Genomic DNA, 26,629 nt, shown 5'->3' with positions numbered 1-26,629 from the left:
GCACACGTCCTGGCCTTCGTCGCTGCCTGCAGCGTCGCCAGGCATCTGCAGACACTGTGATGGCGGACACCGGTCCAGGCGATCTGCGACGCCTGGAAGGTCGATCCTCAATTTACAAGATCAACCCGCACTACCTCATCTGAGGGCCGTACAGCTCGGGCCCGAACAAACCAGCTGACATGGTCGGCAGCCATGTAGGTGACGCGTAAGGCGGCGATGGCGCTTTGCTCGCTGTCTTGTCCTTGACGAGCGGACGCACAGAGCGGGAGCAGCGGTCGACCGTGACACGGACGTACCTTCTGCGCCGCTCACCAACGGTGGTCTCCAGTTTCGGCAGGTGCTCGATGGCGACAGGCACGATGCCAAGGGCGTAGCCTGCAAGCTGCTGTCACCCAGCTTGGACCTCGTCATAGGGGTGGCGGCCCCGGCACCGACGTCACCCGCAGCTTGTCTCGATCGAGGTGCGGCAGGAAGCGGGCCACGACGAAGGCGACGTCATCCAGGCCAACATTCGTGACCGGGTGGAGGGCTTCACGCCACCGCCCGCTCCGAGTCCGGTGCCTGCCAGGATAGCTTGTGGGACTGGACGGAGTGGCGGCGCCGCCCAAGATGCACTCCCCTTGCGCCATGTGCGGATATGGCCTCGCCGATCTGCCCGAGCTGTTCGGCCTCCACGCCGGTGGACTGGTAGGAGCGGATCAGTCCAAGTGCGTCCACCTGGGATGGCGCCGGCACCGGGCTCACCAGGATGCTGGCTACTTCCGTGACGGAGCGGGCGCTCAACTCGCTCGAGCCGTCGGACGTCTTCACAACAGATGAGCCTGCCCGATCCCGACGATGTTCCACAACCACGGGGTCGGCGCCTGCGGCAGGAGGCTCCGAATGCAACCTGCACGTTGGCCGGCGCCCCCAGCCCGCGGCATCCGCGGCTGGGGCCGCCCCGGCCATGAATGCGAAGTCGGCGGGAGGGCTCGTCGACCGGATCAACGCCAGTGGCCTGTTGGTCGTCATGTTGACCATCCGGCCGATCCGCCGGACAGACGCCGCCACCGCGATCGAACCTACAACTGGGTACTCCATCCCACCGAACCAGGGCGCAATAGTGGTGGGCCTCCACGGCAACGATCCGGCTGGCTCGCCTGAGCCCGGTCGATGTCGGGTGGCACGCCGGCCACCTTGCGGCGAGCCGTCGTCATGAGGCCCTGGTTTTTGATGATCGCGGGGTGCCGCCACGCTCCAGCAACGGGAGAACCGGCTGATGCCCAACCCCTGGGGCGGCTTGCAGAGGCAGTCCTGAAGGACCTCAGCCAACACCGTCCCGGATGGCCACGAAATAGTCGTCGGCTCCGATTTGCCCGCCCTTGAACGCGAGCTCCGGGCCTTGCGAGCCGTCGCTGCGGAAGCTGCGGCAAAGTGGCGATCCCGGGGTCTTCGGCAGCGGCAGGCACAGCTTGAGCGCGAGGACATCGAGTTCGCGCAGCGCGTGGCTCGATGTATCCCCGCCGGCCACCACGGCGCGCGGAAGGCTGGCACGCCTTACCAGTTCGTGCAGGATAATTCCGAGACGACGGCCGATCTCGTGCCGCGCCTCGTCCGGGATCGGCTTGGTGCTTGCCTGACCCTGGGCCGTCGCGACGATGACGCTCAGCCCCTTCCCCAGGACGTCCAGCGCCTGCGTCAGGGCGGTCTCGATGCCATTGTCCGCCAGCAGCTGGCCCGGCTCGATCGCCGCCAGCTCGAAGCCGTTGGCACATGCCCATTCGATCTGCCGCGCGGTGGTCGGGGACACGCTGCCGGACACCACGGCCAGCCGATCGATTCGTTCGGGTGCAGGGAAGGCAACCGGCCCGCCGACCAAGCTTTCGCGCCGCCACGTCCGGATCAGCGCATATTCCACGCCGGATGATCCGATCACGAAACGGCCACCTGCCGCCTGAAGGCGGACAAGCTGCCGGCCTGCCTCCAGCTGGCTTGCCTCGTCGGCCACATCGATCAGCAGGATCTCGTGATCGGCAGCCAGACGGTCCACCACATTGTCGACGTCCGCCCGGGCGAGCGACGGCAGGTCGATCAGGCCGATCGAGCGGCTGGTCTGCCTGGCCAGGTGGCGGCGCAGATCCGCCTCGTCCATCGGCGTGACGGGATGGCGGCTCATGACGGGATGACGGTCGAGCCGATGGACCTGCCCGCGATAGTCGGCGAAGAGGTGACCGAAGAAGGTATAGCGGCGCAGCTGCGGCACGCCGACCACCATGGGGACAACGGACGACGTGAACACGGCTGCGCCGATGTCGGCGGCGCGGCCGATGCTGCCGATCTCGGGCGCGCTGTCGAAGGTCGAGCAGACCTTGTAGTGACATAGCGGGGCGTCCTGGTCGCGCAGCCAGGCAAAGGCTGGCGGCAGGTGCTCGTCCATCCATGCCGGTGGCCGGCTCCGGCTGGTGCCGGCAAGGCCCACGGCCTGAGCCCCTTGGAAGCGCGCCTGCTCGTGTGGTGCCGGTACCCGGACGAACAGCACGGTGTCGATGCCGCTCGAGCCCAGTGCCTCGAGCGCGTCGGTGGCACCGGTCAGGTCATCGCCATAAAAGGACAGCCAAGGCCGCCCGAAGGGCATCGTCATGTTCACAGCTGTCCTTGACGCCATCGGCGGTGGGACCATACCAGCCCGGCCAGCAGCGGGGCAGGGGGCGGATGCCGGGCGATCGACCGACGCAGATCAAGGTGACCTATCGGGTCGAGACGACTGGCTCGATCGAGGCCGTGGCGGCCAAGATCGCAAGCGACCAGTCGACTGGGACGTTCACGGAGGTGGCCGGCGAGACTGCCGAACTGAAGGCACGCTGTGCTGCGCGCGTGGTGGAGATCCGGCCACTGCCCGACGCACGCGACCCGGGGTTCCCCACGGACCGGCCGGGCCCCTTCGTCCGTGCCGACGTCGGGATCGAGTTCCCGTTGGACGTGGTCGGCACCGATATCGCGGCGCTGCTCACGATCTGCCTGGGTGGCGTGTTCTCGATCAGGGAGCTCACGGGGATCCGGATTGTCGACATCGACCTGCCCGACGCCTTCGTCCGGGCGCAGCCGGGGCCGCAATTCGGCATCGAAGGCAGCCGACGGCTGACGGCGGTTCATGGACGGCCTCTGATCGGCACGATCATCAAGCCCAATCTCGGCCTGTCGCCGACCGAGAGCGCGCAGATCGCCAGGCAGCTGGTCGAGGCCGGGGTCGACTTCATCAAGGACGACGAGAAGCTGATGAATCCGGGCTACTCGCCGCTGGAGGAGCGGGTGCGGGCCGTCATGCCGATCATCCTCGACCACGAGCAGAAAACCGGCAAGAAGGTCATGTACGCGTTCGGGTTGTCGTCGAGCGATCCGGACCAGATGTTGCGGCACCATGACGCCATCCTGGCCGCTGGCGGCAATGCCGCGGTCGTGAACATCGTCTCGGTCGGTCCAGCTGGTCTGCACTTCTTGCGGAAGCGGTCCGGGCTCGTCCTCCATGCGCACCGGAACGGGTGGGACATCCTGACAAGGCACCCGGCGCTGGGCTTCGAGTTCTCGGTCTACCAGAAGATCTGGCGGTTGCTGGGCGTGGACCAGTTCCAGGTCAACGGCATCGGCGCCAAGTACTGGGAACCTGATGACAGCTTCGTGCGCTCCTTCCAGGCCTGCAGCACGCCCATGCTGTCGCTGGCCGACCGTGCCTTGCCGGTAGTCTGCTCCGGGCAGTGGGGGGGACAGGCGCCGGAAACCTATCGGCGGACCGGCGAGACCATCGATCTGCTCTACCTGGGCGGTGGCGGGATCATCGGGCACCCTGGAGGACCGGCAGCAGGTGTCCGCGCAATCCGGCAGTCCTGGGAGGCAGCTGTCCAAGGGATCTCCCTGCAGGACTATGCGCGCAGCCACAGGGAGCTCGCCCAATCGATCGAGAGGTTCGGCGGCAACCAGAGCTGAATGGGCCGGCCCATCTGCGCCCGAACGTCGATCCTTGCGTGTTGCATGCAAGCCGTGCGCGCAGTTGTCCTTCCTTCCATCGCCGTCCTACGGAGCCGCTGGCTTGGCTTGAGGTCCGGCCAGCGAATCCAGGAACGATTCCAGCTGGGCATGTTCCTCGGCGATCGCACGGACCGGGTCCTCGGCAATGGCTGTCAGAAGGCGTGCCATGTCGCCTTCAGGACTGTCCGTGGCGGGTGGATCGGGGGAAGACAGAGGCGGGACGGACTCCTGTGCAGGGTCGCTTGCTCCGGCAGCCCGAAGGAGCGAATCTGCCGTCCTGGGGGCGCCGGCTCGTGCGAGGTCGCGGGCCAGCAGGGCTATCGGTGCGGCCAGGGCGGGATCACGCAGCAGGCCGAGCTGCCGATCTTGCAGCAGCTGCAGCTTGCCGAACGCGCTGAGGTCCGGCGCCGCCAGCGCCTGCGCCAGCACGCCCACCGCCGTGACCGGTTCACGCTCCGTGGCGCCGGTCGGCAGCCGGGCGGCGCGGTCTGCGGCCGAGAGCGCCGCCCTCCAGTCACTCGCCTGCAGCGCGACGCGTGCCCGGCGCTGTTCCAGCGCACCCTCCTGTCGTCGTCCCTCCCAGCTGGGCGCCATCGCAGCCAGCTCGGCATTGGTAGAGCCGGCTGCCATCACGCCGGAACGGAGGTCCAGGTCGATGCCGTCTCCCCGCGCGGCCATGGCCACATCACGATCGCCTTGTGCTGCGGCCCGCAGCAACTTGCGCCGGGCGGCCACGTGCGCCTCCTCGCTGGCCAAAGCACGACCCTGCAGCAGTTCCAGGAGCGCGATCTCCTGCGGGTCGACCGCGTTCCCGAGCAGCCTGTCCAGGACTGCCAACGCGGCATCGGCGCTGCCATGTTCGATCTGGGCGCCCACCACGCTGGGTGCCAGGACGGCGCGCAATGGAGCCGGGTAGCGTTCGAGAACATTGCCGGATCGCTCGAACGCTTCGATGGATCCGCGCAGGTCTCCCCGGCTCGCCAACAGGTGCGCACGCCAAAGGGCTGTCTCCTCGGCATCGGCGGGCGAGGCCGGAGCAAAGCGTTCCATCGCCACCTTCCCAGGGTCCTCCAGCGCGTCCGCCACCGCTGCCAGGACCGCGAGCTGTGGGCGCTCCCGATCATCCCGATCCAGCACCGTCAGCGCTTCCGCCACCAGTCTCGCCGCGAGCAAGGCACGGACCAGCTCGGCCCGCCGGTCGATGTCGTCCGGAGCGGCGGCGAGCCCGGCTGCGGCCGCACGGCGTGCCTGCAATGCCGGGATCGCCCCCAGGCGAACGAAATCCAGTGCGGCGGGGGCCGTCTCCAGTGCTTCGGCCCCCTCCTCGCGCGCCAAGGCGAGAGGCCGCCGGTCGGAGCGGCGCACCAGCATCGTCGTTCCGTCCAGCTCCGCCGTGCTCTCCGGGCGCCATGGCTGGATGACCACCCCCGCCAGGCTCGGTAGAATCTCCACGTCCGGATAGGACTTGCCCGCGTACGGAGCGAACAGGCCCGGGTCGCGTGGAAGCACCAGCAGGCGGTCGCCCGTTACAGCGTCGGAGAGCCAGAGGGCGGTCCGCACGCCTGGAAAGCGCAGGGTACCGCGGCCTTCCTCGGGAGGGGCGGTGGAACCTCCTGTCGGAGTCGGCTCGACATCGTTTGGCCCCGCAAGAACGAGCCGCCAGATGCTGCCGCCACCGGGGCTGGGCCTGGACATGAAGGCCGCGTGCACGCCAGCGGCCAGCCGCAGACGGAAGACCAGGGACGTGTCGCGCGCTTCACGCCTGGCTTCGAGAACGCGACCCTCCAGGGTGCGGGTCAGGTCCACCGGGTCGGAGTTGATTCGTTCGGCTTGGGCGGCAAATACGATCCAGAGCTGGTCGTCACGCATGAACGCCGCGGCTGGTACTCGGTCGTTCCATCGATAGTCGATCGCCACACCCTGGCCCGTCTCCGCCGTCGCGGCGACCTGGAGGCGAGCCTGAACTGGTTGCGCCGACAGCACTGGCGACGTCTGGGCGAGGGCCTTCCCGATCCCTGCTTCCAGCGGCAGGGCGGAACCTTGTGCGCGAGCCGTCAATGCGGCCGCTGCGCGCTCCGGGGTCTGGCGGAGCGTTCCCGTGGGCAGATCCACCGGATCCTCGGTGAGGAGGGCCGGGAGAGGGGCGGCATCATCCGGTTCCTCAGCGTCCGGCGTCGATGCCGCGTGCCGGAACTCGAGGGTCATCCGTCCGGGACCGGACTGCCGCGGCTCGACGAAGACCCCCTGCCGGAGCCGCAGGCGCAGCGTGTCGCCACGCGCGGTCGCCGAAAGAACCACCTCGCCCAGCACCACCGGCAGGCGGCGCGCATCCCCGTGCAGTTCGCGGCCGAACCGAAATACCAGGTCGCCGCCGTCCTGATCCTCCGTCGCGGTGAAGGGGGCCTCGCTCTCCAGGACGATCCGCGCGAGCGTTCCCTGCGTGCCCATCCGGAAGCGGATCGGCATGTTTGCCCTTTCCTCGGCGGGCGGCTGGACCAGCGAAGGCTGGCCACCTGTCCCGGCAGGGATCAAGCCGGCCAGGGCCGATGCGGCCAGGACGAGGCTGATGGTGGCGGCGCGCCTGGCTCGCGCAGGGCCTGTCGACGCCGGCAGGTAGGATACTGGCAAGGTCCCGTTCCCATCGGCTATGAGCCGGAGCACAGGCCGCACTCCGGCATCTCCAGCTCAACCGAAGGAGGCGCCGATCAGGGCATCGACATCGTCCTGGGACACGCCCTGGCCGGGCAGGGCCGGACCGTTCAGCAGTTGCGGGACCTCCTTGGCCGCCGCCGGCGTATCCTCGGTGGGGGAGCAGCGACCGAGCATGCCGTCCGTCCGGGCGATCAGCACGCTGATCCTCCGCTCGATTTCCTGCAGGGTCGCCACGATCTTGGAAATGCGCTGGCCGGTCAGGTCCTGGAAATTGCAGGCTTCGTAGATGGCCGTGATCGCGGAGCCCATCGTTGCCGCCCGTTCCTGGGACAGGTCCCCGGACAGCCCCTCAATCGTCTCGCAGCTATCCAGGATGCGATCCGTCGCATGCTCCAGGTGCTGGTTGATGGCGCCGAGTTCGTCGCTGGCGGTCGGGATGAACCGCGCAGCGATCTCCTCGGCCCGGATCGAGACGATCTCGTGCCGGGCATGCTCGATATAGGTGGCCAGGGCCTTCAGGTCCCAGACGATGGAGGCGGTACCATCCTGCGAGGGCGTGAGGCCGGTTTCGTCCACTGCCGTCGGGAGTTCGCTGCTCATGTCAGGCTCCCAGCACGCTGGCGATCTTGCCCTTCAGGGTTTCCGCGTTGAAGGGCTTGACGATATAGTTGTTCACACCCGCTTCCTTCGCCGCGACCACGTTTTCGGTCTTGCTCTCCGCTGTCACCATGATGAACGGCGTCGTCTTGAGCTGCGCATCGGCGCGCACGGCCTTGAGCAGGTCGAGGCCGGTCATCGGCTGCATGTTCCAGTCCGAGATGACCAGACCGAACTTCTTCTGCTTCATCATCCCGAGCGCCATGCTTCCGTCGGTGGCCTCTTCGATGTTGGCGAAGTCGATCTGCTTCAACAGGTTGCGGATGATCCTCAGCATCGTCTTGTAATCGTCGACGATCAGGATCGGCATGTTGCGGTCGATGGACATCGAACTCCGTCTCCGTTGCGGACAGCACCGCGCTGGAGCCCGAAGCTAGCACCCATTGGTTGATGGAACGTTAATGCCGGCCTGATCCGGAACGACTAGGCGCGCCGGCGCTTCTTTCCGCTTGCCGGCGCAGCCGCCAGTTCCGGTACCGTCTTCGGCAGAAGGCGGGACAGATAGGTGCCGGTGTAGCTGCCAGGGTGCGCGGCCACCTCCTCCGGACGTCCCTCGGCCACGATCCGGCCGCCGCCAGTGCCGCCATCCGGGCCGAGATCGACGATCCAGTCGGCGGTCTTGATGACCTCGAGATTATGCTCGATCACCACCACCGTGTTGCCCGCATCGACCAGGGCGTGCAGCACTTCCAGGAGCTTGCGGACATCCTCGAAATGGAGGCCGGTGGTCGGCTCGTCCAGGATGTAGATCGTCCGTCCGGTCGCCCGGCGCGCCAACTCCTTGGCAAGCTTCACGCGCTGCGCCTCGCCGCCCGAGAGCGTCGTGGCCGACTGGCCCAGCGACACGTAGCCAAGGCCCACCCGCTTCAGCGTATCCAGCTTGTGCCGGATCGGCGGTACCGCTTCGAACAGGTCGGTGGCCTCGTCGATCGTCATCGCCAGGATGTCGGCGATCGACCTGTCCTTGTACGTCACCTCCAGAGTCGAGCGTTCGAACCGCTTGCCCTTGCAGACGTCGCACTGGACATAGACGTCGGGCAGGAAGTGCATCTCGATCTTGACGACACCGTCGCCCTGGCAGGCCTCGCAGCGGCCGCCCTTCACGTTGAACGAGAAGCGGCCGGGCTTGTAGCCCCGCGCCCGCGCCTCCGGCAGGCCCGCGAACCAGTCGCGGATCGGTCCGAACGCGCCGGTATAGGTCGCGGGGTTGGAGCGGGGCGTGCGGCCGATCGGCGACTGGTCGATCTCCACGACCTTGTCCAGGTATTCCAGGCCCTGCAGGTCGTCATGCACGGCCGGCGCCTTGCGGGAGCCGTTCAGCTTGCGGGCCAGCGCCGGGTAGAGCGTGTCGATCACGAGGCTGGACTTGCCGGAGCCGGACACGCCGGTCACGCAGACGAAGCTGCCGAGCGGGAAGCTCGCGGTGGCGCCGTGGAGATTGTTGGCGCGGGCATTGACCAGCTTCAGCACCCGCTCCGGATCGATCGGGCGGCGCCTTACCGGCACCGCGATCTGGCGCCGGCCCGACAGATACTGGCCGGTCAGGCTGGCCGGGTCGTGCATGACGTGCTCGGGCGTGCCCTCGGACACCACGATCCCGCCGTTGACGCCAGCGCCCGGGCCCATGTCGATCAGGTGGTCGGCGGCGCGGATCGCATCCTCGTCGTGCTCGACCACGATCACCGTGTTGCCGAGGTCGCGAAGGCCCAGCAGGCTTGCCAGCAGCCGGTCGTTGTCGCGCTGGTGCAGGCCGATGGACGGCTCGTCCAGCACATAAAGGACGCCGGTCAGGCCGCTGCCGACCTGCGAGGCCAGGCGGATGCGCTGGCTCTCGCCGCCGGACAGCGTGCCCGAGTCGCGCGCAAGCGTCAGATAGCCCAGCCCGACATCGTTGAGGAAGCGCAGGCGGTCGCGGATCTCCTTCAGGATCCGTACCGCGATCTCGCCCTGCCGCGCGGTCAGCCGCGCATCCAGGGACGAGAACCAGCGGTCGGCATCGAGAACGGACTTGTCGGTGACCTGGCCGATGTGCAGCCCGTCGATCTTGACCGACAGCGCCTCGGGCTTGAGCCGCCAGCCCCGGCAGGCTTCGCAGGGCGCGGAGCTCAGATACTGCGAGAGCTCGTCACGCATCCAGGCACTCTCGGTCTCCCGCCAGCGCCGCTGAAGGTTGGTGACCACGCCCTCGAAGGGCTTCTTGCTCTCGTAGGTGCGCAGGCCGTCGGCATAGCGCATGGTGACCGCCTCGGTGCCGGAGCCGTGCAGCACGGCGTCACGCGTCGCCTGCGGCAGCTTCTTCCAGGGCGTGTCCAGGTCGAACTTGTAGTGCCGCGCAAGGCTCGCCAGCGTCTGCGGGTACCAGGTCGAACTGCTGTCCGCCCAGGGCTCGATGGCGCCCTCGGCCAAGGACAGGTCGGGGTCCGGGACCACCAGGTCCGGATCCATGAACATGGTGCGGCCCAGCCCGTCGCAGGCCGGGCAGGCGCCGTGCGGGCTGTTGAACGAAAACAGGCGCGGCTCGATCTCCGCGATGGTGAAGCCCGAGACGGGGCAGGCGAACTTGGCGGACAGGAGCTGGCGCTCGCCGCTGTCGGCATCCTCGACGATCAGAAGGCCGTCGGACAGCTCGACCGCGGTCTCGACGCTGTCGGAAAGCCGCACGCCCAGGTCGGGGGCCACCACGATCCGGTCGACCACCACCTCGATGTCGTGCTTCAGCTTCTTGTCGAGGGCAGGAGCATCCTCAATGTCGTGGAGCGTGCCGTCGATCTTGACCCGCTGGAAGCCGCGGCGCTGCAGGTCCAGCAGCTCCTTGCGGTACTCGCCCTTGCGGCCGCGCACGATCGGCGCCAGCAGATAGAGCCGGCTGCCCTCGGTCATGGCCAGCACCCGGTCGACCATCTGCGCCACGGTCTGGCTCTCGATCGGCAGGCCGGTCGCCGGCGAATAGGGGACACCGACCCGTGCATAGAGCAGGCGCAGATAGTCGTAGATCTCGGTGACGGTGGCGACCGTGGAGCGCGGGTTCTTCGAGGTCGTCTTCTGCTCGATGGCGATGGCCGGCGACAGACCGCTGATCTGGTCCACGTCCGGCTTTTGCATCATCTCCAGGAACTGCCGCGCATAGGCGGACAGCGATTCGACGTAGCGCCGCTGCCCCTCCGCATAGATCGTGTCGAAGGCGAGCGACGACTTGCCCGAGCCGGACAGGCCGGTGATCACGACCAGCTTGTTGCGGGGGATGTCGACATCGACCGACTTCAGGTTGTGCTCGCGTGCACCACGGATGCGGATCATGTCGTCCATCGAGTATCCGGCCGATCGAGCTTGGGGAGGGGAGCAGGCAGTGGCAGCATCTACGGGCTGGCGCCGGCGCCGGACCATAGATGCTGATGGATCAGGTCGACCGCAAGTGCCCTGAGGCATCCGATACCAGATGGACAGCACGCCCGAGATGATGGATAGTATCCGGTGATCTCTCATCGGCATCACCCGGTGCTGGCGCCACGATGCCGCAATGATCAGGGAGGGCAGCGATGGCCGAGAGCAATGGACGCACGCCTCGTGGATCGCGCAGCAAAGGTGAGCGGGATCCCAACCATTCATGCGAGTTCTGTTCGGGCCCGATCGCAGGGTCGATCTTCAAGACCGGCATGACATTCCGACGCAAACCGGTTCTTTATGCCGACGTCGAAGGCCTTGCGATCTTCGAGGGCGACATCGTCGTCGGACGAACCGGCGCCAGCGCACCGGGCGACCTCGCCCTCCAGTCGGTCGGCATCAGCGGTGCGCAGTTCCGTTGGCCGAACGCGACGGTTCCGTTCGAGATCGATGCGGGCCTGCCCAACCAGCAGCGGGTGACCGACGCGATCGCGCACTGGGAGGCCAACACCCGGATCCGGTTCGTGCCGCGCACGGCCGCCCACGCCGACTATGTCCGGTTCGTCAATGGCGGTGGCTGTTCCTCCTGGGTCGGCCGCCAGGGAGGACCCCAGGACATCACGCTGGGGCCGAACTGCTCGACCGGGAACGCCATCCACGAGATCGGGCATGCGGTGGGCCTCTGGCACGAGCAGAGCCGGGAGGACCGCGACGGCTTCGTCCAGGTCGTGTGGGCCAATATCGACCCGTCGATGCAGCACAACTTCACCCAGCACATCACCGACGGGGACGATCTCGGCCCCTATGACTATGGATCGGTGATGCACTACCCGCCGACCGCGTTCTCGACGAACGGGCAGGCGACGCTTGTGCCGACCCAGCCTCTGCCGCCCGGTGTCGCGATGGGGCAACGCAGCGGCCTGTCGGCGGGCGACATTGCCGGCGTGGAGATAATGTACCCCAAGCCGCCGGCCCAGGATCCGATCGGCACGATCAAGGAGGTGGCGAAGGACCCGGTCACGGACCCGCCCATGACGTTCAAGGAGGTTCGCAAGGACCCGGTGCGGGACCCGACGATCAAGGAAATCCGCAAGGATCCGATCAGCGACCCGCCCACGACGATCAAGGAGATCCGCAAGGATCCCATCCAGGATACCCGCAAGGAACTGCTGGCCGATCCGACGATCAAGGAGGGCGCGTTCGATCCCGGCCCCTTCCCGGGACCGGGGCCGGTGATCAACCCTGGCCTGCAGCCGTTTGTGCTGGGGACTGGCCACCAAGCACCCTACTTTGCCGACCAGGGCATGTCGGCGGAAGGCTTGGTGGAACGTGCCCAGGCCATTGCGGAGACCCTCGCGGCCATGGACCAGGACCGTGCCGCCCTTGCACGGGAGTATGACCAGATCGTGGCCATGCTGGGCGGTGGGCAGGGGGCGGTCTGAACGTGATCTTGGTCGTGTCCTATCCGGGCGAGGAGCACACCGATGCGGTCGTGGCACTCCTCCAGGCAGCCGGTCGGCAGGTAGCGCGTATCGACCTGGCTGACTATCCGGGCCGGTACGGGCTTGACCTTCGCTGGGACCGGGAGGTGCTTAGGCTGATGCTGGGGACGGGCGACGGCCCCGTCGACCTTGACGGGGTCAAGGCCGTGTGGTGGCGCCGGGTCCGGCCGTTCGGCTGCGACCCGGCCGTGACCGACCCGCATGCCAGGCAGTTCATCGCCAGCGAGACCCATCAGGCGATCGGCGGCGTGCTGTCGTCGCTCGCCTGCCCATGGATGAACCCGCCAGGGGAGGACGAGGCCGCCCATCGCAAGCCTTTCCAATGGGCGGTGGCCCGGGAGGCGGGCCTGCGCCTGCCGGATACGCTGGTCACGACCGACCCCGCCAGTGCCCGCGCCTTCCTTGGCGAGCGCGGCGGTGGACGGACCGTGTTCAAGGCGTTCCTTGCCACCGAGCAGGGCTGGCGGGAAACACGGCTGGTGCGCGACGAGGACCTGGCCAAACTCGACACGGTCCGTCTGGCACCGGTGATCTTCCAGGAATATGTCGACGGGGTGGACCTGCGGGTGACGATCGTCGGCGGCCGGGTCTTCGCCGCAGAAATCGACGCTACCGGCACCTCTTACCCGGCCGACATGCGGATGGTGATCGGAGAGGCCCAGATCCGCCCGGTCGAACTGCCGGACGAGGTCGAGGCGGCCCTCCACCGGCTGATGAGCCGGCTGGGCCTAGTCTATGGCGCGATCGACCTGCGCCGAAGGCCGGACGGGACGCACATGTTCTTCGAGGTGAATCCCGCGGGGCAGTGGATGTTCGTGGAGCAGCGGACCGGCCTGCCCATCACGGCGGCGGTGGCCACCACGCTGCAGGCCATGGCGGATGGAAGTGCCGCATGAAGAGGTGGACGAGGCCGAGACGATGCTCGTGACCGGAGAACTGCTGCTGCCTGCGGATGCCCCGGACGCGCAGGCCGCGCGGGTGCTGGTCGAGGTGCGCGAGATCGGCCCCGCCGACGCCCCGTCCACTGTCGCGGGGACGCTCCTCATCGAGGACGTGGCGGTCGGGCCGGGCGGGCGCGTCCACTTTGCGGTGGAGGTGCCCGATGTCGATGCCCGGCGCCATTACGGCCTGCGCGCCCATGTCGATCTGGACGGTGACGGCCGGGTCGGCGGGGGAGACCTGCTCAGCACCGTGGCTCAGCCGGTCCTGACCTTCGGGGCGCCCGATCATGCGAACCTTCCGCTAACCCTCGTCGCGGGCGGGCCGAACCGCTAAGTTCGCCGGAGGGGGACGATCCGCGCAGGATGTGCGCGATCCCAGCAAGGCAATCGAGGACGGTCATGGCCGGCAGCGTCAACAAGGTCATTCTGATGGGCAATCTCGGGCGCGACCCGGAGGTGCGCTACACGCAGAACAACCAGAAGATCGTGCATCTTTCGATCGCCACCTCCGAGCGCTGGTCGGACCGGCAGAGCGGCGAGCGCAAGGAACGGACCGAGTGGCATCGGGTCGTGATCCTGAACGAGAACCTGGCCGACGTGGCCGAGAAGTACCTGACCAAGGGGCGCTCGGTGTATGTCGAGGGCCAGATCCAGACGCGGGAATGGCAGGATCAGTCCGGCCAGAAGCGCTACACGACGGAAATCGTGCTCTCGCGGTTCAAGGGCGAGCTCGTGCTGCTGGGCGGCGGCGATGCCGGCGGCGGACGGATCGGCGCGCCGCCGGACGACATCTACGACGAGCACGGCACGCCGCCGATGCGCTCGGGCGGTGGCTCCGACCGCTCCGCGCCGCGTGGCGGCGGTGGTGCCGGCGGAAGCGGGAGCCGGCCTTCCTCGCCGCCGGCCGACCTCGACGACGACATCCCGTTCTGAGCGCTGCTCTCCCGTGAAGATGTTGCCGTTCCGCAGGGTCGAGTGTGCCGGAACGCGCGGGATGCTGTGACGAGATCGTGGGCATGGGATCGAGCTGGACGAGAACCAGCTGCGCCAAAGGGATCCTCATGCCCTGATCGATGTTTTCCGTGCAGAACTGCTTGATTATCCGCAATTGCCCCTTATGATCTTTCCCAACGCCTCCCGAAGTCTCATTAGATTGCCGAGCCTTGCTGCTCGAAGCCTTGTCCCTTGAGGTCGACATCAGGGATGTTGGCGACAGCCAGGGGATCCGGTCTTTCGGACGAGGTACGCCGTCTCCATCGATCGGTGGTGAGTAGCCGCGAGCGGCCGATTGGATCGAGTGTCCGACAGAGCGGACAGTTGTCCTGATGCGCCGCGAGGAAGATGGCACTGCAAGCACTTGATCAGCTTGCGACAACTCCAGGTAGCCGCATCTTGGCCTGAACGACCTGAAACGCTGTCTGGTACTGAACAGAAGAGGAAGATGTTCCCCTACCGACGCAACGTGAAGAAGCGCGGCAAGAATGCTCCGCATCCGCGGAAGGGCGCGCCGCACACCGGACAGGGTCAGCGGATCCCGGGGTCAGCCCGCGATCTCCTGCGTCTTCTCCAACCCACGACAAAGGCCCTGGCTCAACTCCTGGTGGGCAATTCCAGGCCGTCGGGACAGCTGGGTCATGCTCGCCATGTGCTGGAACAGGCGCAATGGCTGATCGACGAGCGCCAGGTCGACCGGCTTGCCCCCAGGGAACGCGAAGAGTTCCTGGAGCAGTTCGCACGGCTCAAGCTCACGATCGCCGATGCGCGGGATCTCGAGCTGGAGCAGGAAGACCAGGCGGCATCCGAGCCCGAGGAGCGTCCGGCGCGCGCTGTCGTGGGGCCCGAGCGGCTCCGCGAGATGGCGCTGGCCCTTTCATCTGCCCAGCCGGCCGTGCCGCCCATGTATTCGGGCGTCCAGCCGCCGGCGCCGGTGTTCGAGGAGGCTCTGCCTGAAGAGCCGGCGGTCGAGCCCGAGCCGGTGGCCGCCGCCGAGCCCGAGGAATCGGACGAGGGCCGCCCCGGCCCACGCGGTCAGCGGCTGCGCCTGAAGCGTTCGGCGCCGCTCGATGCGCCTTTGAGCTGATCGACGGCAACCAATCCGGAGAAGCTGTCATGCTGCGCTCGATCCTGCTGGCGTCGGACTGCGTCACGCCGGACGAGGTCGCCCTGGCCTGTGCCTGCGAGATCGCGCTTCGGCACGGTGCGCAACTCGATGTCGTCATGGCGCCCGACCGCAGCGACATCGATGGCGGTGAAGCGCATGGCATCGGTGGCGGCAGCATTGCCGAGCACCGTGACGAGATCCTGACGGCGCGCCTGAACGGCCGGCTGCAGGCCGAGCGCTCGGAACTGGTGGCACGGCTTGGTGCCGCCGGCATCGAGCCCAGCGTGCGCGAGCTTATGGGCGATTCGGTTGACGCCGTGGCATCGGCGAGCGAGGCTGCAGACCTCTTGGTCATGTCGCGCGCCAGGCTGCGCACGAGGGCCAAGGACGATATCGAGACCGGGTTCGTGCTGCCGATCGAGCAGATCCTTCGCCGTGTCGCGAGACCGGTTCTGCTCGTGGGCGAGGAGCCGATCGGCCCCGGCCCGGTGGCCGTGGCGTATGACGGCAGCGAAGCGGTGCAGCGTGCCCTGCAGGCCGGCCTCCTGTCGGGCCTGTTTGAGGGCCGGCAGATCGTGATCCTGTCGGTGGGCTACGGCGTGGCCGCCGCGGACGCCATGGCCTCGCCAGCTGCAGTGCTGAGCCGTCGCCATGGCTACGAGGTGCGGATCCATGCGCTGGAAGGCCATGGCGAGGCCTCGGACGAGATCATGCAGGCGCTCGACGAGATCCAGCCGGGCCTGTTCGTGTCTGGGTGCTTTGGCGAGAAGGGCCTGCTCGACTGGATCGTGGGCGGCACCACCGAGCAGCTTCTGCCGAAGGTCCGGATGCCCTGGCTTACTCAGCACTGAACCGGCCGGTCTCTCGCCGTGTGTTCAATCGGTTGTGACAGGATGACGGATGCTGCCGGGGACTGCGTAGAGCGCCAGTACGACCAGGATGCCGATCAACCCGCCGGCAATGGGATCGACGACCCGTTCGGATGCGATCGCGATGCCTGCCCGGCCAGCGCGACGAACATGCATCGTATGCCAAGGGTGAGCCCAAAGCGCCCAAGCGCCACCAGCGTCAAAAGCATCCCCAGTGCAGCCAGACCGTAGCCGAGGGCTTCATGGGGGATCAAAAGCCCCAGGGCCACACCCACCGCAACGCCAGTGGGCGCACCCACAGGTCGCTCCCGCACCTTCACTGGCCGTAACCGATGCGGCCCCAGGCCATGAGCATCGCGGCCACCGCCACCGCTACTGCCGTGGCGAGCGCCGCCTCACCGACCTTGCAGGCGAGATAGAGCACAGGGACTGCCGCGAACTTCCCTGTCGAACGCAACGCCCTCCCACGCCGGCAAGCAGGATCGATCCGGTCAGACGCAACATGGCGCCCAGGGCCATCAGCCTGGGACCGGCAAGGGCCAGCGTGAGCGCCCCCAAGCCGACGATGATCATGGTACCCTGGAGGAGGACACCCAGCGGGGCCAGGCCGGAGCGCTCGAGCGAGATGAGGGCGGAGATCGTCACGATCGCGGCCTGGAGCCAGGACCAGGAGGGCGCGGACCATGATCGGGCAGGCCCTCGATCTCGTCTGCGACCTTGCCGGTCAGCCTGCGCACCGGTGGCCGGCTAGAAGAAGATCAGGGTGAGCAGCACGAAGACCGGCAGCAGGATGCCGCAGGACCAGACGAGATAGCCGAAGAAGCTGGGCATGCGGATGCCCATCTCCTCGGCGATCGCACGAACCATGAAGTTGGGCGCGTTGCCGATATAGGTGTTCGCACCCATGAACACGGCACCAGCCGAGATCGCCGCGAGCGTGCTGACCAGCGTCGTGGTCAGCACGATGGGATCGCCGCCGGCCAGGTTGAAGAACACGAGATAGGTGGGCGCGTTGTCCAGGAATGAGCTCAGGATGCCGGTTGCCCAGAAATAGGCACTTGGCACGGGCGCCCCGTTCCGATCGGCCACGGCTTGCACGATCGGCGCGAACGGGCCGTCCAGCCCGGCCTTCAGCATGGCCAGCACCGGGACGATGGTGACGAAGATCGCCGCGAACAGTTTGGCGACCTCCAGGATCGGGCCCCAGGTGAACTCGTTGGCGGCCCTGGCACTCCTGGGCGTGAGCAGCAGCGAGAGGATGGTGATCAGCACGAGCGTGCCATCGCGCATCAGCGCCTGCGCGGTGACCTCGGCGCCAGGCAGGGACAGGACCACCGGGCCCTGCCAGATGCCGCTGACCAGCACGGCGCCCATGATCGCTCCGAGAAAGATGAAGTTGACGCTTCCCTCCAGCAGCTTCGGCGGCCGGGCCGGCGCCGGTCCGTCCCCGGCCGCCAGGCGCAGGTCGACCAGGAAGTAGGCGGCCAGCAGCACCGCACCCGCCACCAGCATCGGCGCCAGCAGGTGCACGGTCGGCCAGAAGAAGGGAACGCCCTTCAGGAAGCCCAAAAACAGCGGCGGGTCGCCCAGGGGGGTCAGCGAGCCGCCGATATTGGCAACCAGGAAGATGAAGAACACCATCGTGTGGACGCGGCGGCTCCGCCAGGCATTGGCCCGGATCAGCGGGCGGATCAGCAGCATGGCGGCGCCGGTCGTCCCGGTGATGCTCGCAAGCCCGGTCCCGACCGTGAGCGCCGTCAGGTTGGAGCGGGGCGTCCCGTCGAAGAACCCGTCCAGCCGCAGCCCGCCCGCCACCGTGAACAGGGCCAGCAGCAGGAGGATGAAGGGCAGGTACTCCAGCACGCCCACATGAACCAGTTCCTGCACCGTGCCGGCCAGGCCCAGATGGGCCAGGGAGGGCAGGATGATCAGGACGGCCCATCCCAAGGCCACCTTGCCGTAATGGTGATGCCACAACGAGGGCGCTACGAGCGGCAACAAGGCGATCGACAGGAGCAGGCCGCTGAACGGCACCGCCCACCATACCGGCAGGTGCGCTCCGTCGAAGCCGTGCACGGCATCGGCCAGGGGAGCTTCCGCGGCGGCCGGGGCGGCGAACAGGATGACGAGACACAGGATCAGGAACGGCGGACGCCACATCGGTCGGTCTGGCCAAGGCTGGGGGCATCGCCCGCCCAGGGCCGGGCGGGGCGCTCCGACCATGCCAGCGGCCGTGCCGGCCGACAACGGAGCCTGCGCCACGGCCTCCGTGCGACTGAGAGGATGACGAATGGCATCGGGCCCACCATATGTGCGAGGACGGAGTGGCGTGGTCACGTTGGGCGGTAGAACAGGTCGGTCATGCAGATGATGCACGGTGATTGTGCGCTGCCTAAATCGGAGTCTATGTTCTCTCCGTACACGAACCCTAGAGCACGCTTCTTGACCATGGCGAGGACAGCATGGCCGACGTGCCGGCAGGACGGGATGGCGAGACGACGATCTCGATGAGCGAGCGAGACCAGGACCGGGACATCATCGAACTGGGCGGAGTCGCGACGAAGTCGCAGACGCGTACCGAACGGCCCTCACTCTATAAGGTCCTTTTGCTGAACGACGACTACACGCCGATGGAATTCGTCGTGCACGTCCTCGAACGCTTCTTCCGCAAGAGCCCCGAGGAAGCCATGCAGATCATGCTGCATGTACACCAGAAAGGTGTGGGTGTGTGCGGAGTCTACACTTTCGAAGTTGCCGAGACGAAAGTCATGCAAGTCATCGACTTCGCCCGGCAGAATCAGCATCCTCTCCAATGCACCATGGAGAAGGAATGATGGCGCCGGCAGGCGGCGAAGTCTCCTTTTTTCTACATCCGGCAGCCCGGCCGGTGACCCACGGGAACGGCGACGTGGCGCGGGGATGCTCAGCGGTCCCCACCTGCGGCCGCTCCCAGCTAGGCGAGTGACCCGAACATGCTGTCACGTAATCTGGAAAAGTCGCTGAGGCGGGCACTGGCTCTGGCCAATGCCAAGCAGCACGAATACGCGACGCTCGAGCATCTGCTGATGGCACTGACCGAAGACCCCGACGCCATGGCGGTCATGAAGGCCTGCGCCGTGGACCTGGACCGGCTGAAGCTGGTGCTGGGCCAGTATCTCGAGCACGAGATGAGCGGGCTCATCGTGGAGCCGGGCGTGGACGCCAAGCCCACGGCCGGCCTCCAGCGCGTGATCCAGCGCGCCGCCATCCACGTACAGTCGTCCGGTCGCCATGAGGTGACGGGCGCCAACGTGCTGGTCGCCCTGTTCTCCGAGCGGGAATGCCATGCGGTGTTCTTCCTGCAGGAGCAGAACTGCTCGCGACTGGACGCGGTCAACTACATCAGCCACGGTATTTCGAAGAAGCCCGGTATGTCCGAGGATCGTCGCCCGCGTGGTGCGGACGAGCGGGATGAGGAGGGTGCTCCGACGGCACAGAAGAAGGACGAGAAGGACGCGCTGTCACAGTACTGCGTGCACCTGAACAAGAAGGCTGTCGATGGCAAGATCGACATCCTGATCGGCCGCGAGAACGAAATCGAGCGGACGATCCAGATCCTTTGCCGGCGGTCCAAGAACAACCCCTTGTTCGTGGGCGATCCGGGCGTCGGCAAGACCGCGATCGCCGAGGGGTTGGCGTTGCGGATCGTCCAGGGCAACGTCCCGGACATCCTGAAGAACTGCGTGATCTACTCGCTGGACATGGGCGCGCTGCTCGCCGGCACGCGCTATCGCGGCGACTTCGAGGAGCGCCTCAAGAGCGTCATCAGCGAATTGGAGAACGACCCGCGCGCGGTGCTGTTCATCGACGAGATCCACACCGTGATCGGTGCCGGTGCGACGTCGGGCGGCTCGCTGGACGCTTCCAACCTGCTCAAGCCGGCTCTGGCTTCCGGTGGGCTGCGCTGCATCGGCAGCACGACCTACAAGGAGTTCCGGAACTACTTCGAGAAGGACCGCGCACTCGTCCGGCGCTTCCAGAAGATCGATATCCCGGAGCCCTCGGAGGACGAGAGCGTCAAGATCCTGCATGGCCTGAAGCCGAGCTTTGAGGAACACCACCAGGTCAAGTACACCAACAATGCCATCAAGGCGGCGGTGAAGCTCTCGGTCCGCTACATCCATGACCGCAAGCTGCCGGACAAGGCGATCGACATCATCGACGAGGTCGGCGCCGCGCAGATGATCAAGCCCGAGGGTCAACGCAAGAAGACCATCGGGGCGAAGGAGGTCGAGGAGATCGTGGCCCGGATCGCCCGGGTGCCGATCAAGGCGGTCTCCGCGCGGGACAAGGATGCGCTCAAGCACCTGGATGCCGACCTGAAGGGGGCGGTGTACGGGCAGGACAGTGCCATCTCGGCCCTGGCCTCGGCCATCAAGCTGAGCCGTGCCGGCCTGCGCGATCCGCAAAAGCCGATCGGCTGCTACCTGTTCAGCGGTCCCACCGGCGTCGGCAAGACCGAGGCCGCCCGCCAGCTGGCCAAGACCATGGGCATCGAGCTCGTGCGCTTTGACATGTCGGAGTACATGGAGCGGCACGCGGTCAGCCGGCTGATCGGCGCACCTCCGGGCTATGTCGGCTTCGACCAGGGCGGTCTCTTGACCGACAGCATCGATCAGCACCCGCACGCCGTCCTCCTGCTGGACGAGATCGAGAAGGCGCATCCCGACGTCTTCAACATCCTCCTGCAGGTGATGGACTACGGCAAGCTGACGGACAATAACGGCAAGACGGTCGACTTCCGCAACGTGGTCCTGATCATGACCACCAATGCGGGCGCCTCGGACATGGCCAAGCCGGCCATGGGCTTCGGCAAGTCGGTGCGCGAGAACGAGGACAAGGAGGCGATCAATCGCCTGTTCACGCCCGAGTTCCGCAACCGTCTGGACGCGGTCATTCCCTTCGCGGGCCTGACCCCGGCCATCGTCCGCAACGTCGTCGACAAGTTCGTCAAGGATCTGGGTGCGCAGCTGGCCGATCGCCGGGTGTCCATCGAGGTCGACGACGTGGCGCGCGACTGGCTGGCGGAGAAGGGCTACGAGCCGCTGTTCGGTGCTCGTCCGCTGGCGAGGGTGATCCAGGAGAAGATCAAGCGGCCGCTCGCCGACGAGCTGCTGTTCGGTCGCCTGGTCAAGGGCGGCAAGGTGGTGGTCACGATCGAGGAGGGCGAGCCCGCCTTCCAGATCACGCCGACCGGCGGCGGGCCTGCCCTGCTGCCGAAGCCGAGCAGTGCCACGGACACGGATGACGACGAGGAAGAAGAGGACGATCAGCTCGTCCTTGGCGCCTGATCGTCGGACTGAACCTGGGATGAATAGGGCAGGGCTGCTTGCAGCTCTGCCCGTTCATGTTCCACCGCCAGCCGCTCCTGCCGCAGGAACCGGGCGATCGCGTCGCGCAGCCCGGAATGGCTGATCAGGTGGGCGCTGTAGGTGAGCACCGGGGCATAACCACGCTGCACCTTGTGGACCCCCTGCGCGCCAGCCTCGACCCGCGGCAGCTTGTGCGCGATCGCCCATTCGATGGCGCGGTAGTAGCAGAGCTCGAAATGGAGGAAGCGGTACTCCTCCAGGCTGCCCCAGATCCGCCCATAGAGCGCGTCGCGGCCAGCCAGGTTGAGGGCGACCGCGACGGTCCGCTTGCCCTGCCGTGCCCGGACCAGCACCACCTTTTCGCCCAGGGTGCGGCCGAGCCTGCGGAAGAAGTCCTGCGTGAGGTAGGCGTTCCCCCAGCGCTTCTCGACCGTCGCCAGGTAGAACGGCCAGAAATCGTCCAGCACGCCTTCGCCCAGCTCGGCACCGGTCAGCGTCTCGATGGTCAGGCCGGACTGCTCCACCGCCTGCCGTTCCTTGCGGATCATCTTCCGCTTCGAGCTGCGCAGACTGTCCAGGAAGTCCTGGAAGTCACGGTAGCCGGGGTTGGAAAGGTGGTATTGCAGTCCGATCCGCTGCAGGAAGCCGGCCTTGTCGAGCGTGGTCCACTCGTCCTCGGTGCAGAAGGTGACGTGCAGGGAGGACAGGCGGGTCGCCGCCAACGTGTCCTTCAACCCCTGGATCAGCAGGTCACGGGCCGCATCGTCCACGGCCGGCAGCCGTGTGCCAGGGACCGGGGTGAACGGGACGGCCACCTGCAGCTTCGGGTAGTATGAGCCGCCCGCCCGGCGGAACGCGTCGGCCCAGCCATGGTCGAACACGTACTCGCCCCAGGAATGACCCTTCGCATACAGGGGTGCTGCCGCCACGAGGGCACCCTCCCGTTCCACCACCGCTGCCAGCGGCTGCCAGCCGGTTTCGTCGGATGCCGAGTCGGAACTCTCCATCGCGGTGAAGAAGGCATGGGTCATGAACGGATCGGCATCGCCGACCAGCCCGTCCCACCGATGCGGATCCAGTGTCTGGACCCCGTCGCTGATCCGAAAGCGCAAGTCGATGGTCAGTCCACCAGGAACACGGCATCGACCTCGACGGCACAATTCAGCGGCAGCGACGGCGAGCCGATCGCGCAGCGGGCATGGCGGCCGATGTCGCCCAGCACCTCCACGAACAGGTCCGAGGCACCGTTGATCACCTTGGGATGCTCGTAGAACTCTGGCGTGCAGGCCACCCAGCCGGTCACCTTCAACGTCGCCCTGATCCGGCCGAGGTCGCCGTCCAACGCCGCCTTGGCCTGCGCCAGCACGTTCAGCGCGCACTGCCGTGCGGCCTTCTGCCCGTCCTCGGCCGAGACGCCGCCGCCGAGCTTGCCCTCCACCAGGATCTTTCCGTCCTTGAACGGCACCTGGCCTGCTACCCAAAGCGTCCCGGCGCCCATACGGGTCGGGATGTAGTTGAACGCGACGGCAGGCGGCGTCGGCAGTTCGATCCCAAGCTCCTTCAAGCGCGCCTCGATCGCTGCCTGCGTGTTCATCCAGTTTTCTCCTGCTAGCCCCGGCTCGGCCGGTCCGGCTGGAAGGTAGGCGGGTCCGGCCTCGCCGACCAGGGGGAGGTGCAGTTGCGAAAGCCCGGAAGTTCGGGCACGATGCCATGCGTAAGAATATCGGCGGGGGTTTGATTGGGTACGGCACGCGAAGACGGCTTCTTCATGCCGGCGGAATGGGCGCCGCACCGTCGCTGCTGGATGGCCTGGCCTTGCAACGAGCAGGTCTGGGGCGGTCGGCTGCAGGCAGCCCGCGACGTTTATGCCGAGATCGCCGATGCGATCGCTCAGTTCGAGCCGGTGACGATGATCGTCCGCCCGGAGCTGATGACCTCGGCGTCGCTGGTGACCTCGAAGAACGTGTCCGTGCTGCCGATGCCGCAATCGGACAGCTGGACCCGTGATACCTGCCCGACCTTCCTGGTCAACGGCAAGGGCGGCGCTGCCGGCGTAGCCTGGCAGTTCAATGGCTGGGGTGAGGTCCATCCGGACTACGCCGAGGATGCGGAGATGGCGGTCCGGGTGCTCGAGCACCTCAACCTGCCGGTCTACCGCAGCCGGCTGGTGACCGAGGGCGGGGCTATCCATGTCGATGGCGAGGGCACCTGCCTTCTCTGCGAGACGGCGCTGCTGGACCCGGCACGCAACCCGGGCCTTACCCGCGAGGAGGTCGAGGCGGAACTGCGCGAGCAACTCGGCGTGTCGGCTTTCATCTGGCTTGATGCCGGCCTCACCGACGACGAGACCCGGGGCCATATCGACAATGTCGCCTGCTTCGCGCGTCCAGGCGTGGTCATCACGATGCAGTGCGACGACGTCGACGACCCCGACTATGCCGTCCTCCGCCGCAATATCGAGACGCTGCGCGCTGCCAAGGATGCGCAGGACCGCCCGCTCGAGGTGATCACGCTGCCCAAGCCCAAGACCAGGCAGAAGGACGACGGCACCCGGCTGACCCTGTCCTACGTCAACTTCTACATCGCCAATGGTGGAATCATCATGCCTGGCTTTGGCGACTCCGCCGACAAGACCGCCTACCGTACGCTGGAGGCTGCCTTTCCCGACCATGAGGTCGTCCAGATCCCCTGCCTGGACCTGCTCCATGGCGGTGGCGGCATTCACTGCATTACGCAGCAGCAGCCAGCGGCGTGATCGGAATGGGATCCTATCGCCGCTGATGATATGATGCCGTCCTTGTAAGATGGGGCGGCGGATGCACTGGTGGTCGATCGATGAAAGCACGAACGAACCCGAGCCCCGGCACCCGCAGCGTGACCGGCGGACGGTGGACTGCACCTTGAGGCTGGCCAGGCGGCCGTCCACCCGCAAGTTCGATCGGTGGTGCAGCTATCGGCCGCAACTAATTGAACAGCCCGGTCTTCTCGCGTCGCGGCGACGCTCTATCCGCATGTCTTGGGGCCAGCAGGGCCAACGCTGCCTTGCGGCGCCCGATACGCGTGATTCTGCGCGAACGAACCCAAGCCTGCCTCTCATCCCGGGTTCGATCACGAGGTCAACCGATACTCGTTTTTGCACGAACGAACCCAAGACCAGGAGCCGTGCAGCGGTCGGGCCCAGCATCGGGCCCGATCAGCAATGCCCGGAACATCGCGAATTGCATGAACGAACCCGAGCCCGCCTCGCATTGACGCAGCCGTCCTGCCGTTCCAGCTTCCGCGCGACCGCAGGGAGGCCCGCTCATGACCACGAAGCCCCGCAAGAAGCCCGAGGAGTTGCGCTCGCATCGCTGGTTCGGCGTGCAGGACCTGCGCGCGTTCGGGCACCGCTCGCGCATCAAGCAGATCGGCTGGGACGCGGCCGACTATACGGGCAAGCCGGTGATCGCGATCATCAACACCTGGTCCGACATCAATCCCTGCCACGCCCACTTCAAGGCACGCGTCGAGGACGTGAAGCGTGGCGTCTACCAGGCCGGCGGCTTCCCCCTGGAGCTGCCGGCGATCTCCCTGTCGGAGCCCTTCGTCAAGCCGTCGACCATGATGTATCGCAACTTCCTGGCGATGGAGACCGAGGAGCTGTTGCGCTCGCACCCGATCGACGGCGTGGTGCTGATGGGTGGCTGCGACAAGACCACCCCGGCTCTGTTGATGGGCGCCATCTCCATGGACCTGCCGGCCATCTACCTGCCGGCAGGACCCATGCTGCGCGGCAACTGGGGCGGCAAGACGCTGGGGTCAGGCTCGGATGTCTGGAAGTACTGGGACGAGCTGAAGGCCGGCAACATCACCCGTCAGGACTGGGAGGAGATGGAGAACGGCATCGCCCGCTCCTTCGGAGTCTGCATGACAATGGGCACGGCCGCCACGATGACGGCCGTCGCGGAAGCGATGGGCTTCTGCCTGCCCGGCGCCTCGTCCATCCCCGCCGCCGACAGTGGCCATGTCCGGATGAGCGCCGCCTGCGGGCGCCGCATCGTCGAGATGGTCTGGGAGGACCTGCGGCCCTCCGACATCATGACGCCGGCGGCCGTGGACGATTCGATCCGCTGCCACATGGCGATGGGCGGCTCCACCAACGCCATGATCCACGTGATCGCCATGGCGCGCCGCGCCGGCATTCCCTTGAGCCTGGACCGGTTCGATGAGCTGGCCGGCGAGGTGCCGGTGCTGGCCAACATCCGGCCCTCGGGCGAGTTGCTCATGGAGGACTTTTTCTACGCAGGTGGCCTTCGCGCCCTGCTCAAGCGCTTGTTGCCGGTGCTCGACGGCAGCTCGCTCACGGTCAACGGCCTGAGCCTGCGCGAGAACGTCGAGGGGGCGCCCATCTGGAACGAGGACGTGATCCGCCCCCTCGACCGGCCGGTGAAGAAGGAGGCGACCGCCATCCTGCGCGGCAACCTCGCGCCGTTCGGCTGCGTGATGAAGCCATCGGCCGCCGACCCGCGCCTGCTGCGCCACCGGGGTCCCGCCCTGGCCTTCGAGAGTTACGATCATCTGAAGGCGGACATCGACCGGGACGACCTGGAGGTCACCCCGGACCACATCATCGTCCTGAAGAACGTCGGGCCGATCGGGGCGCCGGGCATGCCCGAGTGGGGGATGCTGCCGATCCCCAGCAAGCTCCTGCGCCAGGGCGTGCGCGACATGCTCCGGATCTCGGACGCCCGGATGAGCGGCACGTCCTATGGCGCCTGCATCCTCCACGTTTCCCCGGAGGCCGCCGCGGGCGGAGTGCTGGCCCTGGTGGAGACCGGCGACCTGATCGAGGTGGACGTGGAGGGCAGGCGGATCGAGCTGCTGGTGGATGAGGCCGAACTGGCGCGGCGGCGGGAAGGCTGGAAGCCACCCTTCGTGCCGTCCCGCGGCTACTGGAACATGTTCGCCGCCCATATCCGCCAGGCGCACGAGGGCTGCGACTTCGACTTCCTGGAAGGGACCGAGCGGCTACCGGAGCCGCCGATCCACTGAGGTTGGCAGCGGGCCTACTGCACGGCGGCCTTGGACAGCGGCGGAAAACGCCACGGCGCCTGGCTGGCGAGGCCCGTGATGGCGACCGGCACGCCCTCGGGCAGGCCGGCAAAGACCGATTCCCTGATCCGGAACAGCACCT

The 26,629-nt window shown here is 67.1% G+C and carries 22 protein-coding genes; 11 read left to right on the top strand and 11 right to left on the bottom strand.

Translation table 11 applies throughout. The annotated features are described in order from the left end of the window. Positions 1-531: 531 nt before the first annotated feature. Entirely contained in the window at positions 532-810 is a 279-nt protein-coding gene (locus tag VHL31_RS00115) for a hypothetical protein (RefSeq protein ID WP_329659167.1), read from the bottom strand. 493 nt (positions 811-1,303) lie between these two features. After that, positions 1,304-2,620, bottom strand: coding sequence for a four-carbon acid sugar kinase family protein (locus VHL31_RS00110; RefSeq protein WP_329659166.1), 1,317 nt, complete (start codon positions 2,618-2,620; stop codon positions 1,304-1,306). 71 nt (positions 2,621-2,691) lie between these two features. Here VHL31_RS00110 and oiaX point away from each other — a divergent pair, with 71 nt between their 5' ends. Continuing rightward, the gene (gene oiaX, locus VHL31_RS00105) at positions 2,692-3,960 is read left to right on the top strand and encodes a 3-oxo-isoapionate-4-phosphate decarboxylase OiaX (protein ID WP_329659165.1); all 1,269 of its coding nucleotides are present in this window, start codon (positions 2,692-2,694) and stop codon (positions 3,958-3,960) included. A gap of 87 nt (positions 3,961-4,047) precedes the next feature. Here the strand turns inward: oiaX and VHL31_RS00100 are convergent, their stop codons facing one another. The 4 genes from VHL31_RS00100 to uvrA form a co-directional block, all read right to left on the bottom strand. Further along, the gene (locus tag VHL31_RS00100; RefSeq protein WP_329659164.1) at positions 4,048-6,630 is read right to left on the bottom strand and encodes a hypothetical protein; all 2,583 of its coding nucleotides are present in this window, start codon (positions 6,628-6,630) and stop codon (positions 4,048-4,050) included. Between the two features lie 57 nt (positions 6,631-6,687). Next, complete coding sequence (locus VHL31_RS00095) at positions 6,688-7,254, bottom strand: protein phosphatase CheZ (protein ID WP_329659163.1); 567 nt, start codon at positions 7,252-7,254, stop codon at positions 6,688-6,690. Position 7,255: 1 nt separating this feature from the next. Next, complete coding sequence (locus tag VHL31_RS00090; RefSeq protein WP_329659162.1) at positions 7,256-7,639, bottom strand: response regulator; 384 nt, start codon at positions 7,637-7,639, stop codon at positions 7,256-7,258. A 95-nt stretch (positions 7,640-7,734) separates the two neighbouring features. Continuing rightward, entirely contained in the window at positions 7,735-10,617 is a 2,883-nt protein-coding gene (gene uvrA / locus VHL31_RS00085; RefSeq protein WP_329659161.1) for an excinuclease ABC subunit UvrA, read from the bottom strand. A 230-nt stretch (positions 10,618-10,847) separates the two neighbouring features. On the opposite strand from uvrA, the gene legP reads away from it, so the two are divergent. The 6 genes from legP (at position 10,848) to VHL31_RS00055 (ending at position 16,087) form a co-directional block, all read left to right on the top strand. Next, the gene (gene legP, locus VHL31_RS00080) at positions 10,848-12,134 is read left to right on the top strand and encodes a Dot/Icm T4SS effector Zinc-dependent metalloprotease LegP (protein WP_329659160.1); all 1,287 of its coding nucleotides are present in this window, start codon (positions 10,848-10,850) and stop codon (positions 12,132-12,134) included. 2 nt (positions 12,135-12,136) lie between these two features. Further along, entirely contained in the window at positions 12,137-13,090 is a 954-nt protein-coding gene (locus VHL31_RS00075; RefSeq protein ID WP_329659159.1) for an ATP-grasp domain-containing protein, read from the top strand. Further along, positions 13,074-13,469 (top strand): hypothetical protein, encoded by a 396-nt coding sequence (locus tag VHL31_RS00070; protein ID WP_329659158.1) that lies wholly within the window; start codon positions 13,074-13,076, stop codon positions 13,467-13,469. The genes VHL31_RS00075 and VHL31_RS00070 overlap by 17 nt, the downstream gene beginning before the upstream one ends. Before the next feature lie 65 nt (positions 13,470-13,534). After that, positions 13,535-14,068, top strand: coding sequence for a single-stranded DNA-binding protein (gene ssb / locus VHL31_RS00065; protein WP_329659157.1), 534 nt, complete (start codon positions 13,535-13,537; stop codon positions 14,066-14,068). Positions 14,069-14,576: 508 nt separating this feature from the next. Beyond that, the gene (locus VHL31_RS00060) at positions 14,577-15,215 is read left to right on the top strand and encodes a hypothetical protein (RefSeq protein WP_329659156.1); all 639 of its coding nucleotides are present in this window, start codon (positions 14,577-14,579) and stop codon (positions 15,213-15,215) included. Positions 15,216-15,244: 29 nt separating this feature from the next. Continuing rightward, positions 15,245-16,087, top strand: coding sequence for a universal stress protein (locus tag VHL31_RS00055; protein WP_329659155.1), 843 nt, complete (start codon positions 15,245-15,247; stop codon positions 16,085-16,087). 24 nt (positions 16,088-16,111) lie between these two features. On the opposite strand, the gene VHL31_RS00050 is transcribed toward VHL31_RS00055, so the two are convergent. From VHL31_RS00050 to VHL31_RS00040, 3 genes are all read right to left on the bottom strand, one after another. Next, on the bottom strand, positions 16,112-16,261 hold the full coding sequence (locus VHL31_RS00050; RefSeq protein WP_329659154.1) for a hypothetical protein: 150 nt from the start codon (positions 16,259-16,261) through the stop codon (positions 16,112-16,114). A gap of 160 nt (positions 16,262-16,421) precedes the next feature. Next, a complete protein-coding gene (locus VHL31_RS00045) occupies positions 16,422-16,562 on the bottom strand; it encodes a hypothetical protein (protein ID WP_329659153.1) in 141 nt (46 codons plus the stop codon). Positions 16,563-16,852: 290 nt separating this feature from the next. Next, entirely contained in the window at positions 16,853-18,265 is a 1,413-nt protein-coding gene (locus VHL31_RS00040) for a sodium:proton antiporter (RefSeq protein WP_329659152.1), read from the bottom strand. A gap of 302 nt (positions 18,266-18,567) precedes the next feature. Here VHL31_RS00040 and clpS point away from each other — a divergent pair, with 302 nt between their 5' ends. Both clpS and clpA read left to right on the top strand, forming a co-directional pair. After that, positions 18,568-18,939 (top strand): ATP-dependent Clp protease adapter ClpS, encoded by a 372-nt coding sequence (clpS, locus tag VHL31_RS00035; protein WP_329659151.1) that lies wholly within the window; start codon positions 18,568-18,570, stop codon positions 18,937-18,939. Between the two features lie 138 nt (positions 18,940-19,077). Beyond that, the gene (gene clpA, locus VHL31_RS00030) at positions 19,078-21,435 is read left to right on the top strand and encodes an ATP-dependent Clp protease ATP-binding subunit ClpA (protein ID WP_329659150.1); all 2,358 of its coding nucleotides are present in this window, start codon (positions 19,078-19,080) and stop codon (positions 21,433-21,435) included. Here the strand turns inward: clpA and VHL31_RS00025 are convergent. Together VHL31_RS00025 and VHL31_RS00020 are read right to left on the bottom strand one after the other, a co-directional pair. After that, positions 21,414-22,568: a GNAT family N-acetyltransferase gene (locus tag VHL31_RS00025; protein ID WP_329659149.1), complete on the bottom strand. Its 1,155-nt coding sequence runs from the start codon at positions 22,566-22,568 to the stop codon at positions 21,414-21,416. The two genes, clpA and VHL31_RS00025, sit on opposite strands and share 22 nt — an antisense overlap. An 8-nt stretch (positions 22,569-22,576) precedes the next feature. Beyond that, the gene (locus VHL31_RS00020; protein ID WP_329659148.1) at positions 22,577-23,050 is read right to left on the bottom strand and encodes a RidA family protein; all 474 of its coding nucleotides are present in this window, start codon (positions 23,048-23,050) and stop codon (positions 22,577-22,579) included. A gap of 144 nt (positions 23,051-23,194) precedes the next feature. Here VHL31_RS00020 and VHL31_RS00015 point away from each other — a divergent pair, with 144 nt between their 5' ends. Continuing rightward, on the top strand, positions 23,195-24,211 hold the full coding sequence (locus tag VHL31_RS00015) for an agmatine deiminase family protein (RefSeq protein WP_329659147.1): 1,017 nt from the start codon (positions 23,195-23,197) through the stop codon (positions 24,209-24,211). A 548-nt stretch (positions 24,212-24,759) separates the two neighbouring features. Next, positions 24,760-26,487: an L-arabinonate dehydratase gene (gene araD / locus VHL31_RS00010; protein ID WP_329659146.1), complete on the top strand. Its 1,728-nt coding sequence runs from the start codon at positions 24,760-24,762 to the stop codon at positions 26,485-26,487. Positions 26,488-26,629: the final 142 nt, after the last annotated feature.

This window comes from Geminicoccus sp. (assembly GCF_036263595.1).
Taxonomy (GTDB): domain Bacteria; phylum Pseudomonadota; class Alphaproteobacteria; order Geminicoccales; family Geminicoccaceae; genus Geminicoccus.
The sequence above is the reverse complement of the archived record's forward strand: the minus strand, read 5'-3'. Positions and strand labels throughout refer to the sequence as shown.

Coding starts and splice junctions, on each gene's coding strand:
- VHL31_RS00060 (WP_329659156.1), top strand. CDS start 14,577: ATGTTCCCCTACCGACGCAACGTGAAGAAGCGCGGCAAGAATGCTCCG.
- VHL31_RS00040 (WP_329659152.1), bottom strand. CDS start 18,265: ATGTGGCGTCCGCCGTTCCTGATCCTGTGTCTCGTCATCCTGTTCGCC.
- ssb (WP_329659157.1), top strand. CDS start 13,535: ATGGCCGGCAGCGTCAACAAGGTCATTCTGATGGGCAATCTCGGGCGC.
- araD (WP_329659146.1), top strand. CDS start 24,760: ATGACCACGAAGCCCCGCAAGAAGCCCGAGGAGTTGCGCTCGCATCGC.
- VHL31_RS00110 (WP_329659166.1), bottom strand. CDS start 2,620: ATGACGATGCCCTTCGGGCGGCCTTGGCTGTCCTTTTATGGCGATGAC.
- VHL31_RS00090 (WP_329659162.1), bottom strand. CDS start 7,639: ATGTCCATCGACCGCAACATGCCGATCCTGATCGTCGACGATTACAAG.
- uvrA (WP_329659161.1), bottom strand. CDS start 10,617: ATGGACGACATGATCCGCATCCGTGGTGCACGCGAGCACAACCTGAAG.
- clpS (WP_329659151.1), top strand. CDS start 18,568: ATGGCCGACGTGCCGGCAGGACGGGATGGCGAGACGACGATCTCGATG.
- VHL31_RS00070 (WP_329659158.1), top strand. CDS start 13,074: ATGGAAGTGCCGCATGAAGAGGTGGACGAGGCCGAGACGATGCTCGTG.
- oiaX (WP_329659165.1), top strand. CDS start 2,692: ATGCCGGGCGATCGACCGACGCAGATCAAGGTGACCTATCGGGTCGAG.
- clpA (WP_329659150.1), top strand. CDS start 19,078: ATGCTGTCACGTAATCTGGAAAAGTCGCTGAGGCGGGCACTGGCTCTG.
- VHL31_RS00055 (WP_329659155.1), top strand. CDS start 15,245: ATGCTGCGCTCGATCCTGCTGGCGTCGGACTGCGTCACGCCGGACGAG.
- VHL31_RS00020 (WP_329659148.1), bottom strand. CDS start 23,050: ATGAACACGCAGGCAGCGATCGAGGCGCGCTTGAAGGAGCTTGGGATC.
- VHL31_RS00095 (WP_329659163.1), bottom strand. CDS start 7,254: ATGAGCAGCGAACTCCCGACGGCAGTGGACGAAACCGGCCTCACGCCC.
- legP (WP_329659160.1), top strand. CDS start 10,848: ATGGCCGAGAGCAATGGACGCACGCCTCGTGGATCGCGCAGCAAAGGT.
- VHL31_RS00050 (WP_329659154.1), bottom strand. CDS start 16,261: ATGCATGTTCGTCGCGCTGGCCGGGCAGGCATCGCGATCGCATCCGAA.